The sequence below is a fragment of the Ruegeria sp. E1 genome (genome assembly GCF_056534225.1).
In genome coordinates this window covers 23,985-36,736 of record NZ_JBQFPE010000023.1, presented here as the reverse complement: position 1 = coordinate 36,736, position 12,752 = coordinate 23,985, and the positions used below count along the sequence as shown (strand labels likewise).

Genomic DNA, 12,752 nt, shown 5'->3' with positions numbered 1-12,752 from the left:
TCTCATCTCCACTCCTTGGCGGTTACGATGAGCCAGAAACCCTCTCTTATCAAATCGACCTAAACTGTCCCATTGGTGCTGACGTCAGACAAGAAAAGTAGGTCGCGCGGACAGTCGAACTTTTTTTGAAAGTCGCGATGCTGCGATGCTAAATGGGTGCAATTTGCCCACCACCGTTGAAATGTAGGACCGACATGACGGACAAAAACGATTCGAAAGCCCACAAAAAAGACGGACAGAGGCTCTTCAACACCAGAGCTGAGTTAGGCTTGACCCAACAGAAGATGGCTGAAAAATTTGGTTGCTCTTTAAGAACCTATCGAAACTACGAACGCGCAATCACTACCGCACCATTAGAGTTTCGCCGAGATGTTGCAGAAGCGTCTGGCTTGGACATACATCCCATCGATCCGGAAGTAGATCCTTTTCTTTTGATCGTTCAGAGTCGGGAATTGAAAGAGGCGGCTAATTCATCACCGACATCAGAGCACGATCTGAAAAAACAATCCCTTTGGACACGCATAAGACGTTTCCGAGCGTCGAGCCAGGAATACTGTAGAAACGGGATCACACCCTTGAGACGATGGTTTGAAAATGCAGTGTTTACCGCCCAACTTACTTCTTCGTTTGTTTTGGCTATTGAATTGTTTCAGCGTTCGATTGGGGGATGGCAAACACACCAAGTCTACCACGACACCTTGCTTTTTACTTCGGCGCTGACAGCTGTGTGCCTATTCTTTCCTACCGCATTGACGATTCCTTGGGGCATTAAGTCGGTCAAGTGCTGAAGGCAGTGCGGGAAGCGGACTTTCGCTGTGTTTGCGAAAGCGACCCCTCTGATCCGCAAAAGCGGCCATTCAAAGTCGAGAGTGCGATACTGTGAATTCCAAGTACGGAGAAATTTCTTGGCATCTCGGGTTCAGAGTGGCCTGGCAAGGTCACCAATATCCCAGAAAAGACCGACCATTGCCCGTAATGCATCCCGCGACACCGACTTCAACACGTGTTCGTTTGGCGCGTGCTGTGAACAGCCACGATAGGAATGAGGCACCCAAATCGTTGGGAGGCCGAGCACATCGGAAAAGACCTCATTGGGCAGGGAACCGGCGAGATTTGGCAGAATATGCGGCCGCTTTCCAGACGTTTCTTCCAGCGAACGCGCGACAAACGACACCCAAGGATGCTCCGGCGATGTCCGCGTCGCATCGAAAAATCCGCGGTCGTGAGGTTTGATCTTAACGATCTGAAATCCTCTCGCATCAAGGTGGCGACGAAGGGCCGACAGGATACCGGCTTGATCGGTGCCAACAACGAAGCGGAGTTGACAGGCGGCCTTGGCATATCCCGAGATCGCGTTAACCGGCTCTTCGGGGACACCGCTTTTCATCGCGAGGATCGCAAAGCTGTTCCAGCCAAAGACCCGTTCGGCCGGTGTCAGACTTTCTTCGCCCCAGTCTTCGTCAATCTTCGGACCGCCATCTCCGCCTACCGGTAAATTGCGCAGGGTATGCCGGATGTCTTCGGTTAGGCTGGTCGGTCGCCACTCTGGTATTTGGATTTGGCCCCTCACATCGGTGATCGTCGAGAGGGCTTGCGCAAGGATCATCGCGGGGTCGGCAAGCAAACCGCCCCAGTTACCGGAATGATGCGCGCCGTCTCGAAGGTCAACGATGAGGTCGAACGAATTGCCGCCCCGTGCACCCATGAACATAGTCGGCGTGTCTGACTGAAGGCGTGGTCCGTCCGATGCGATCAGGACATCCGCGGCAAGGTTTTCTTTGTGCGTGGCGCAAAACTCCGACAGCCCCGGCGACCCCATCTCCTCACCCATTTCAAAAAGGATTCGAATGTTGAAGCCGAGTGATCCACGAGCGTCGATGACGGAGCTCAACGCAACCAAGTTGATGAGGTGTTGTCCCTTGTTGTCAGCGGTACCGCGTCCGAAGAGGCAATCGCCCTCATCCACAAGACGAAACGGGTAAAGCCCGTTGCGCCACTGATCGGTTTGGGCGCGGATCACGTCGCCATGCCCATAGGACAGGATCGTTGGGCCTGTGTCGTCCTCGATGCGTTCAGCGACAAGGATCGGACCTGCATCTGGCACAGGGTTCGGGTGGATTGCGCAGGAAAACCCAATACTGCGCAGGCGCGGAACCAGAGCTTCTTCAAGATAGCGCGGAAGTTCCGCCGCTTTCTCTGGTGTCTGGCTCTCCGTCTCATGGGCAACCAGTTCGCTAAGATCGGTTGCAAATCGACCGCTGTCAAAATATTCGGCGACGTTGTCTATGGCAGCAGCGCGGGTCATGTTCACTTTCCCTCAGACAGGTGGGCGCACGTCTGCAGGGATCGGACATGTGTACGGCGTTTCGCCCAGATGGTCTTGATGCGTCGCGCGCGCAGCATCGATGCGTGACGGGTCCTCAACCAGTCGACAGGCTGTCGCGGCCATAGCCTTTGCGGCGTAGATCATGCCTTTGTGCGCTGCGGGTGCCTTGCCTTGTGCAACTGTTTGCCAGGTATGAAATGGCGTTCCAATTGCGCAGGTCGCGACCCGAGCCTGAACCGTCGGAACAGCCCAACTCACATCCCCGACATCTGTTGAGCCTTCGCCACCATCGCTGTGGCGATCAAGAGGTGCGATGAAGTCGCAGAGTGCGAGATCCTTTTTGGGCTTAGCTCCGATCCGCCTGAAGGTCGTGTTGATGTCAGCCGTGGTCAATGTAGTCTGAATCTCACGGGCAAAGCTGAGGTCTGACTCGTCAAAGGCGACGGGTCCGAGTTTCTCTAGCTCGTGCTGCATGGTTTCTTCCAAAGGACGGTTTCCAAGCAGGTTTGAAACGCCGGAAAAGACCTGACTTGTGACCTGCGTCCCGGTCATCAGCGCCGCACCATCTGCAATCTTTTTGACACGCGTAACCAGATCGGCGAGGTCGGGTAGCGAACTAGCGCGGACGAGCTGGCGCACCGTGGCCTTGGCCTGCACCACGTTCGGCGCAACACCACCTGCGTCGAGATAGGCGTAGTGCACCCGGGCGCTGTCGGGCATGTGCTCGCGCAGGTAATTTACACCGATGTTCATCAGTTCAACCGCATCAAGCGCCGACCTACCCAATTCCGGTGCACCCGCCGCATGGGCAGCTTTTCCATGAAAAGTGAAATCGATCCGGGTGTTTGCGAGCGATCTGGCCTCATTCACGCCTGTGAAGGTCGCTGGATGCCACGAGATGGCTGCGTCGACATCATCGAACAGTCCTTCGCGCACCATGTATGTCTTGGCCGCGCCCCCTTCTTCAGCGGGGCAGCCATAGTATCGCACACGGCCCTTGATGCCGTTTTCGGCCAGCCAGTCTTTCACCGCCGTCGCGGCCAAGAGTGCGGCGGCGCCCAGCAGATTGTGACCACACCCATGCCCGTTGCCGCCCTCTTCAAGTGGCTGATGTTCAGCCACACCTGGCGCTTGGCTCAGATATGGCAGCGCATCGAACTCGCCGAGGATGGCGATCACCGGACCCTCGTCTCCCGCTTCGCCAATCACGGCCGTAGGAATGCCAGCTGCATTCTCTGTTATCTTGAACCCCTGAGCGCGTAACATCTGCACATGCTCAGCGACGGACTTGTACTCGGTGTAAAGCGTTTCGGGCGTGTCAAAGACGCGGTCAGACAATGCGATAAAATCATCACGATGGCGGTCAACGTGGTCCCAGATCGGATCGGCGTTTTTCAAGGGGCTCTCCAGCTTCTCGTTCAAACGGTTTCGGCGTGTTCCAGCAGGCAAGCCGTTTCGCGCCCGCCGCGCCCCGCTTTCAGTTCAGGAACAGTGGTGCGGCACTCAGCGGTCGCCACCGGGCAACGCGGGTGGAAGGTGCATCCAGATGGCGGATCGAGCGGCGACGGAATTTCCCCCTCAATCGGGGCAAACTCACGCCGGCGCTGATCAAGGCGCGGAGCCTCTGCAAGCAGCGCTTTGGTGTAGGGATGGCGTGGGTCAGAAAAAATATCCTCGGTCGAGGCACTCTCGACTATGCGGCCCAGATACATGATCGCCACGCGGTCGGCGATGTGTTCGACGACGCTCAGGTCATGGCTGATGAACAGATAGGTCAGGCCCAGCTCTTCGCGCAGATCCATGAACAAGTTGATGACCTGCGCCTGGATCGATACGTCCAGCGCAGCGATGGCTTCGTCGCAGACAAGGAACTTCGGCTTCACGGCGAGCGCACGGGCGATCCCGATCCGCTGCCTTTGCCCACCGGAAAACTGATGTGCGTAGCGCCGCTTGAGCGACGGGTCGAGGCCGACCTTACGCATCACGTCGTCTACGTAGTCAGCACTCTCCGCCTTGCTGACAATCCCGTGCATGCGCGGCGCTTCACCGATGATATCTTCGACACGCATACGCGGGTTGAGGCTGGCAAAGGGGTCCTGAAAAATCATCTGAATTGCGAGGGTCGCCGCGCGTTTATCGGCGCCGCTCAATGTCATGACATCTTTGCCTTCATAGAACATCTGCCCATCGCTAGCGGCGTGAATGCCGGCCACAACACGTCCCAGCGTGGACTTGCCGCAGCCAGACTCGCCGACCAATCCCAGAACCTCGCCCTTTTGGATCGACAGGTTTACATTATCCACCGCATGGACTGTTTCTTCACGGATGTTTGCGCCAAGTCGCTGCGCGATTTTCCCCGCTACGTCCAAACGCTTGGTGAAGCGCTTCGAAACGCCTCGGATTTCAACGAACGGCTCAGTCATAGCGTCGTCTCCTCGGTGCTTTGCGGGTGGAAACAGCGAAGGCGGCGGCCATCAACGTCCTTTATCGGGGGGTGTTCGGAACAAGCTGCCGTCCGGGCCTGACAGCGTGGACCAAAGGCGCACCCTTCAGGCAGGGCGAGCATGTTTGGCGTCATTCCTTCGATCTGGAACAAACGCTGCCCACGCCGGTTTGCGGTCGGAACCGATCCAAGAAGCCCAACCGTATAGGGATGCAGCGGGCGGTCTATCACATCGTCGATGCCGCCCTGTTCAACGATCCGTCCGGCGTACATGACTGATATCCGATCCGCGAGCCCCGCCACAACGGCTAGGTCATGCGTGATCCAGATCATCGCGGTTCCCGTGCGTTTCGTCAGTTTCTGGGCCTCGTGGATGATCTGCGCCTGAATTGTCACGTCGAGCGCGGTCGTCGGCTCGTCGGCAATGATCAGGTCCGGCTGATTCAGGAAGGCTGTCGCAATCGCCACGCGCTGCCGCATCCCACCGGAAAGCTGATGCGGATAGGCCTGCAATCGCTCTTCCGGCGATGGGATGCCAACCAAACCAAGCGCATCGCGGCTTCTTTCCCAGGCGGTTTGGCGGCTGACGGTTTCATGGGCGAGAATGGCCTCGATCATCTGCGTATCGACGCGCAGGACCGGGTTGAGCGTCATCATCGGATCCTGAAAGATCATCGAGATTCGGTTGCCACGCAAGGTTTTGAGTCGCTCTTCCGGTGTGTTCGCGATCTCGTTACCATTAAAACGGATTGACCCATCGACGATGCGCCCGGGAGGATCGATCAGCCCTAGGATGGAAAACCCGGTGATCGACTTGCCCGACCCGGACTCACCCACCAGCCCCATGACCTCACCCTTGGAGACGGTGAAATCCACACCATCCACGGCCTTGACCACACCCGCGTGCGTGAAGAAGTGGGTCTTTAGCCCGCTGACTTCGAGTACTGCCGTCATTTCTTCAACCTCGGGTTCAAAACATCGCGCAAATGGTCGCCCACAAGGTTGATGGACACGACCGTCAGCAAGAGCGCGATGCCGGGGAAAACGGATATCCAGTAGCGCCCGGATAGCATGTATTCGAAGCCATTTGCGATCAGCACCCCAATCGACGGTTCAGTCTGTGGAAGGCCCACGCCAAGGAACGAAAGCGTCGCTTCCAATGAGATCGCGCTGGCGGTTTGCACCGTGCCGACGACGATCAGAGGCGCCATGCAATTCGGAAGGATATGGCGAAAGACGATCCGGGGTCGCGATATTCCAAGGCATTGCGCGGCTTCGACATATTCCTTGCCACGCTCGACAAGCGCGGTCGCGCGAACCGTGCGGGCGTAGTAGGCCCATTGCGCGATTACGAGGGCGAAGATGATCTTGTCGACACCCTTACCAAGGGCCGCAACCATCATCAGAGCAACCAGCGATGCCGGGAACGACAGTTGAAGATCCACGATGCGCATAATGAACGCTTCGGTCCGGCCACCAGCGTAGGCCGCGACCAGACCGATCGCCATACCGATCAGAAGGGCAATCACTCCAGATGCAAGCCCAACGGTCAGAGAGATACGCAAACCGTAGAGAATTGCCGAGTAGAGATCGCGCCCAGACCCGTCCGAGCCGAGCCACATTGTGTATCCATCAAATGCCTCGGAACCCGGCGGTAAACGCCCATCCATGACGCTGACCTGACCAAGATCGTAGGGGTTCTGCGGTGTGATCCAGGGCGCCAGTATGGCCAAAAGAACGATGATCAGGAATATGCCGAACGCCGCTGTCGCGATCCTGCTTTCGAAGAACTCGGCCCGAAACCGCTGGAACGGCGTCTCGACCTTAGGGGACTTGGCGGTGGTCAGCGATTGATCTGTGACGGTGTCGGTCATGCGCCCTGATCCTGCAAACGAACCCTCGGATCGAGGATCGAGTAGAGTATGTCGACGATCAGGTTGATCAGCACGAAGAACAGTACGATGATCATCAGATAGGCGACGACGACGGGCCGATCCAGTTGCAGTATTGCGTCGATCAGCAGTTTGCCCATTCCGGGCCATGCGAAGATCGATTCAGTCACCACCGAGAACCCAATCAAACTGCCGAATTCGAGGCCCATGACGGTCACAACCGGGATCATGATGTTCTTCATCACATGCACCAGAATGATGCGTCGGGTCGAAAGCCCCTTGGCCCGGGCATATTTCACGTAATCCTGCCCCATCGCTTCACGGACGCCTGCTCGGGTAAGGCGGATTGCCAGTGAAATCTTCAGAAGTGCCAGGTTGAGAGCAGGCAGGAAGATGTGGCTCAACCCATCGAGCGTAAAAAGGCTGCTGTGAATCCCAAGAAACGAACCGATATCACCACGTCCTGTCGCCGGGACCCACCTGAGTTCTACTGCAAACAACATGATAAGCATCAGCCCTACCCAGAAGGTCGGCAGTGAGAAGCCAAGTATCGAGCCAGCCATGATGCCTTTGGAAAGCGGGCTATCGGGATAGAGCCCGGCATAGAGTCCCAACGGAATACCGATCACGATGGCAAGAAAGAGTGCACTGAAGGCCAGTTCCATTGTGGCAGGCATATGGTGCAGGATCAGTTTGAGCGCGGGCTCACCGAAGACAAAACTGTCACCGAGGTCACCCTGTGCCGCACCTTTGAGGAACAACCAGTACTGTTCCCAAATAGGCCGATCCAATCCCAGCCGTCGAATGGCAGCTTCGATGTCGGCCTGATCCGCGTCGGGACTGACCAGCATGTAGACCGGGTCACCAACAATGTTGACGCCAAAAAAGACAATCACCGACATCAGGAAGACAACAAGCATTGCTTGTAGCAATCGGCGAATGACGAAAACGGTCATGAGGACATTCCCTGGGCAAAGGTTCCGGGCCGCTGCGAAGGCGGCCCGGATGCATTGCGGTTACTCTTTCACGACGCCTGTCGCGAGAGTGTACTCGTCGGTCCGAGGGATGTAGCTCAGACCTTTTTTGGCCGCCCAGGTGTTGACCTGGAAGTGAGTCGGAATGATCGCCACATTATCGATCGCGCGCTCTGTCGCCGCGGCGAGCAGTTCCTGCCGCTTTGCGTCATCGACTGTTCGCAGGGCTTCTTCGATCAACGCGTCGGTTTCAGCATCCGAGTGCCGGCCACGGTTCGATGATCCAAAGCCCGCATCTTTGTCATGCGTGTGGATCAGGGACTTGAGAGGCGAAGACGCTTCGCCGGACCCCGCGCCCCATCCGACGAGGATAAAGCTGAACTCCGGCAGACCCTCCGGGCTGCCTTTGGAAGCGCGTCCGAAGTATACCGAACGCGGCATGGTTTCGACGGCAGTCTTGATGCCCACACGTGTCAACATTTGCGCAATTGCCTCGGCAATTTTGGCGTCGTTGATGTAGCGGTCATTCGGCCCATGGATTGTCATTTCAAATCCATCGGGATAACCGGCTTCAGCCAGAAGAGCTTTAGCACCGTCCGGATCATAGGCCACGACGTCCAAATTGTCAGACACGCCAAAGAACCCCTCGGGCAGAAGCTGGCCGGCGGGCAGGGCAACCCCCTCCATGACACGCTCAACGATTGCATCGCGGTTGATCGCCATGCTGATCGCTTTCCGGACGCGGACGTCCATGAGGGGGTTCTTGATATCGCCGCCACCATTGGCCTTCACAAAGGGTGAATCCTCGCGGAATTGGTCCATGTGAAGATAGATCACTCGGTTGGACACGCCCTGGCTCAGCTGGATACCATCGTTGCCCTGAAGTGTTGTGATATCGGTCGTTGGTACGCCCGATATCATGTCGACGTCACCGGCAAGAAGCGATGCAACACGGCTCGGACCGGACGTGATTGGGCGGAATTCCACCTCGGACCAGATCGGTGCATCACCCCAGTAATCGTCGTTCCGCACCAGCACGATGCTTTCACCCGGCGTGTAACTTTGGAACTTGAACGGCCCTGTGCCGATGGCGGCCGTACCCGCGTTGAAGTCCTCCGTCGTTGCTTCGCAGCCCACTTCTGAGATCACAGGGATCGTGGAAATGTCGTTGCCCATCAACGGATAAGGTGCGGCCGTTTTGAAGTGCACCGTGTAGTCATCGATCTTGACGACTTCCTTACCCTTAAGATAGGTGCCGTATCCCGATGGAGAGTTCGGTACGTCCGGCGCGCGCGCCATGGTGCAGACGACGTCGTCCGCCGTGAAGTCGCTTCCGTCGTGAAACTTAACGCCTTCACGCAGCTTGAACTCCCAAGTTAATTCATCAATCGGCTCCCATGACACAGCAAGACCCGGCGATAGGCGCTGCTTCTCATCCTGCGCGATCAGCCGGTCAAAGATGTGCACGGACATCGCGTTGTTCGGACCCAGGTTGTGAAAATGCGGATCGAGTGACGTCGGCTCCGAAGCGAGGCCGATCGTTAGTTTTTCGGCCGAAACAGCACCGGCGCCGAAAGCCAAAATGCTGATAGCGACGGCTGTCGCAGATGTGAGTTTCCTCATCAAAAAGACTCCCTGTTTGTTTGGCGCTTGTGAATGGGCGAATCTTTGGCCGATCCCGCGCCCTATTAAAAAAGGCTAGCTACCGCAAAAATCATTGCCAATACTTATTGCTATGCGTTTTAGCATAGACCAATCCAAGAGTTTGGATGTTCAGCCGCTCGTACCGGGGGAGTAATGTAGCATGACGGAACACAGACACAGACTGCGCGAGTTCGAGTCGCTAAGAGCCGTGATCACGACTGGGACAACCATCGGCGCCGCGCGGCGTCTCGGGATTTCGCAGTCTGCCGTGAGCCGGTCCTTATCACAACTCGAGGCCCGTGTTGGGCGATCGCTCTTTCTCCGGCGATCGGGACGTATCGACCCAACAGACGAAGCCTTGCGTCTCAACGAAAAACTGGACCCAATCTTCGAGACGCTTGCGGACATCGAGGGCGCAGAATGGGCTACTCCGGATAACGAGCCGTTACGCCTGATCGTGCCGCCGACTCTGGCACATCACTTTGTCATCTCTAGGGTGGCCAGTTTTCTCAAGAAGAATGAAGGAAAGCAGCTTCAATTGGATATTCAGGCCACGGACGTGCTGGTCGCCGGCATTCTCGACCTCCGCTATGATCTTGGTTTGACGAGTGCGATGATCCAACGAACGGGTGTTCATCTCATGCCTTGGCGCCGCAGTCAGGTGGTCTGCGCCATGCCGAGCAACCATCCGCTATCGGAAAAACGAGTGGTGACGCCGCAAGATCTTGAGGGCGTCGCGCTGATTGAGTTTCTGCGAAGACTGGGGACTCGAGCGATCACCGAAAAGATCTTTGCGCGCGCTGGAATTCGTCCAAAACAAGTCGCTGAAACAGCAACGAACATGGCCGCTCTGGAGCTTGTCCGCGAGGGTTTGGGTGTGACGCTGATCAACCCGTTCCCGTTACTGTCGTCGGGGATGGAAGGCGTTGTCGTCAGACCATTTGACGCCGCCATCTTCTATGACACCAGCTTCGTTTTGCCATCAGGCCGACCGCCGTCGCAACTTGCCCGCCAGTTCATGCAGTTTGTCAAATTGACGACGCCACATGACAAGTATTCAGAGCCCGTCTAGCGCAATATTCACTCCGCCCGCGAGGTATCGAAGTCCATCGGAAAGTTCGGTCGTGGCAAATTAGCAAACGGCCAGCGGTCGTGAACAGGCGACGTAAGCCCGCCCGTGTCGACCTCAAATACCTGATTTGGCCCAAACCAGTTGGAAAATCCGGCCCGAAAGTGGCCTCTGGATTTCACAACAACGGTCCGGGCTGCGGCAATATCCAGTCCGAACATATGAAAGAACACGGGGTCGGCAGTCTGTGTGCGATCGGTGATCACCACCACGGTGATACCACCAATACGAAGCGCAGCGGATGGCCCCAGGGCCAATCTCCGACCAGCCGTCATGCCCAGTTCCCCTACCACATCTCCATTGTGGAGACCCAAGACCTCTGCATCCGCCGCAAAAGGCACATCCCATTGCGCCCAAAAAGCGCTGGAATCGGAAGACCGGTTGAATCGTGCCCTGAATTTGCCGCCGACACCGATGCCATGGGCTTCGTTCGCAAGTTCCGGATCACAAAAGGAACCGAACAGGCATTCTTCGACATTTGCCGCATGAAGAGCGGCTAACAGTTCCGTCGTCCTGCCACTGCCGCCGCCACCAGGATTGTCACCGGCATCGGAGAAAATCACAGGCGCGCGCGCTTGGTCGGTGGAAATTAAGATCGCTTCCGTCACGGATGTCAGTTTCCGAACGAAATCCTTCCTCAATGACCAGGCCATGTCTGCCAGTTCTTCCGCCAGTGCATTGGCCGCTTTCTGGTCCTCACGCGCTGTGACAACGATGCTCAGACCGTTGTCGGGTGTGTCGGAGAAAAGGAAATTACCGAAGATCGATACGTTTAGAATTTCACCTCGACCTTCGGCTTGTCGTCGCTGACCGTGGTCGATCAGGGTGCCATACGGGTGCTCGGCACTTAGCAGGGTTACGGATGCCGGAACAAGAGGCAGCTTGACATGCGCGGTTTGGGGCTGGACGCCCGACGCCAAAATCCGGCGCAGCGAAAAGGCGGCTTCCTCGCCACGTTCTATCTGATCGACGTGGGGATTGGTCCGATAACCGACGATCAGGTCACAGGCATCGACCATCAGCTGTGAGATATTAGCATGCAGATCGAGTGTCGCAACGATAGGTACGTCCGGTCCGACAACTCTCCGAATGCGTGACATCAACAAACCATCGGGGTCGTGTTCATGCTCGGCAACCATCGCGCCGTGATTGCAGATGTAAACTGCGTCAACAGGGCCAGCTGAGCAAAGCATGTCTTCCGAGGTCGCTATGACCTCCTCGATCACGGTTTTTCGTACTGGACCCGCCGGGTGGCTGGCTGCCAAGATACAGGGTAACGGCGTCCAGTCGCCCGTAGCATCCATCGCCCTGACAAAGGCTGCAAATTCTATTGCCAGCTTTGGTGTCGCGGATCTGGCTTCAGACATCAATGCATCGCCTGAAAGCCATGTCAGAGACTTAAAGTCTGACAAATCAGCCGGGGGTGCAAAGCGATTTGACTCGAGAATTGCGCCAAGGAGGGCGATCTTTGGAGCCGTCATGCGAGAGGCCTTTGGAAATGCAACACAGTGCGAGGAAACATGAGTAAGTGATTTCAATCAAGATATCATGCGTCTTCACTTTTCTAGGAAAACCCCTGCCGCCCTGCGTCTTTCCTATAGCGCGACGCGCAAACGATCAGTGCCACCCGTTATGCTGACAGAAGTTTCCGGAGAATTCGTAAAAATTGTTTGTGCCGATGACCCAGACGTTCACCTCATGCGTGGCGCACCGGATCGCCCACCCGCCCGGTTCAATCGCCGCGGGCAGGACGCTTTGTATCTGAGCCCTGATGTCGAAAGCGCAAAAGTCGCTATTGGACAGGACGTCAGGAAGGATGATCGCCCGCGGGTTGTGCTGACCTTCGAAGTGGAACGATGTGCGTTGTTCGATCTGCGCAGCCCCGAAGCCGCAGATATCTATGCGCTTGCCAGTCAACCCTGGCGCAAACTCGTAGCTGCCGGTAGGGATCCGTCCTCATGGTTCGCTGCTGATCGGATCAGAGCAGACGGGCATATCGGATTGATTGATCCCTCACGAAGGCGCCCGGGCTTTTGGCACATCACTCTTTTTCAATGGAACGAGGCGAGCGCACCTGGCGTATTTCGGCGTAGTGAAGTGAAACCGGTTACCGTCCTGCCGGACTATCGGTGACGTTTAAAGTGCGACCCAACTCTCATTTCGCAACTATGGCCATCGCGATAAACCACCGTTCGCTAAGGTGTCGCATCGATGGGACCACCTAGAGGCGGTTCATGTGGAGATAGAAAGAGAATGCCTTACTTTGGCAAATCGCGACTTTCTCCGCTGCCGCAATCTGGTCTGTCACACCGAAACCTTCATAGGCAACTTCGTGGTGCAACCC

At 56.6% G+C, this 12,752-nt stretch carries 11 protein-coding genes; 3 read left to right on the top strand and 8 right to left on the bottom strand.

What is annotated here, in order from left to right; translation table 11 throughout:
- Positions 1 to 194 precede the first annotated feature (194 nt).
- Positions 195 to 788 (top strand): helix-turn-helix domain-containing protein, encoded by a 594-nt coding sequence (locus tag ACR0FG_RS20210; protein ID WP_480895113.1) that lies wholly within the window; start codon positions 195 to 197, stop codon positions 786 to 788.
- A 131-nt stretch (positions 789 to 919) separates the two neighbouring features.
- Here the strand turns inward: ACR0FG_RS20210 and ACR0FG_RS20205 are convergent, their stop codons facing one another.
- Genes ACR0FG_RS20205 through ACR0FG_RS20175 form a run of 7 tightly spaced genes read right to left on the bottom strand, consistent with a single transcriptional unit; the run spans position 920 to position 9,258 of the window.
- Positions 920 to 2,305 carry a M20 family metallopeptidase gene (locus ACR0FG_RS20205; protein ID WP_480895111.1) on the bottom strand — a complete coding sequence of 462 codons (1,386 nt, stop codon included), beginning with the start codon at positions 2,303 to 2,305 and terminating at the stop codon, positions 920 to 922.
- Positions 2,306 to 2,317: 12 nt separating this feature from the next.
- Positions 2,318 to 3,724, bottom strand: a complete 1,407-nt coding sequence (locus ACR0FG_RS20200) for an amidohydrolase (RefSeq protein WP_480895109.1) — start codon at positions 3,722 to 3,724, stop codon at positions 2,318 to 2,320.
- Positions 3,725 to 3,744: 20 nt separating this feature from the next.
- Complete coding sequence (locus ACR0FG_RS20195) at positions 3,745 to 4,749, bottom strand: ABC transporter ATP-binding protein (protein WP_480895107.1); 1,005 nt, start codon at positions 4,747 to 4,749, stop codon at positions 3,745 to 3,747.
- Positions 4,746 to 5,723: an ABC transporter ATP-binding protein gene (locus ACR0FG_RS20190; protein ID WP_480895105.1), complete on the bottom strand. Its 978-nt coding sequence runs from the start codon at positions 5,721 to 5,723 to the stop codon at positions 4,746 to 4,748. The genes ACR0FG_RS20195 and ACR0FG_RS20190 overlap by 4 nt, the downstream gene beginning before the upstream one ends.
- Positions 5,720 to 6,643, bottom strand: coding sequence for an ABC transporter permease (locus tag ACR0FG_RS20185; RefSeq protein WP_480895103.1), 924 nt, complete (start codon positions 6,641 to 6,643; stop codon positions 5,720 to 5,722). Before ACR0FG_RS20185 ends, ACR0FG_RS20190 begins: the two co-directional genes overlap by 4 nt.
- The gene (locus ACR0FG_RS20180) at positions 6,640 to 7,617 is read right to left on the bottom strand and encodes an ABC transporter permease (protein ID WP_142640320.1); all 978 of its coding nucleotides are present in this window, start codon (positions 7,615 to 7,617) and stop codon (positions 6,640 to 6,642) included. The genes ACR0FG_RS20185 and ACR0FG_RS20180 overlap by 4 nt, the downstream gene beginning before the upstream one ends.
- Before the next feature lie 60 nt (positions 7,618 to 7,677).
- Positions 7,678 to 9,258 carry an ABC transporter substrate-binding protein gene (locus tag ACR0FG_RS20175; RefSeq protein WP_480895100.1) on the bottom strand — a complete coding sequence of 527 codons (1,581 nt, stop codon included), beginning with the start codon at positions 9,256 to 9,258 and terminating at the stop codon, positions 7,678 to 7,680.
- Positions 9,259 to 9,439: 181 nt separating this feature from the next.
- Between ACR0FG_RS20175 and ACR0FG_RS20170 the strand changes: the two genes are divergently transcribed.
- Entirely contained in the window at positions 9,440 to 10,351 is a 912-nt protein-coding gene (locus tag ACR0FG_RS20170) for a LysR family transcriptional regulator (protein WP_271951756.1), read from the top strand.
- Positions 10,352 to 10,359: 8 nt separating this feature from the next.
- Here ACR0FG_RS20170 and ACR0FG_RS20165 read toward each other — a convergent pair whose 3' ends face one another.
- On the bottom strand, positions 10,360 to 11,889 hold the full coding sequence (locus ACR0FG_RS20165; RefSeq protein ID WP_480895098.1) for a M81 family metallopeptidase: 1,530 nt from the start codon (positions 11,887 to 11,889) through the stop codon (positions 10,360 to 10,362).
- Positions 11,890 to 12,106: 217 nt separating this feature from the next.
- Here ACR0FG_RS20165 and ACR0FG_RS20160 point away from each other — a divergent pair, with 217 nt between their 5' ends.
- Positions 12,107 to 12,541: an RES family NAD+ phosphorylase gene (locus tag ACR0FG_RS20160; protein WP_480895096.1), complete on the top strand. Its 435-nt coding sequence runs from the start codon at positions 12,107 to 12,109 to the stop codon at positions 12,539 to 12,541.
- Positions 12,542 to 12,752: the final 211 nt, after the last annotated feature.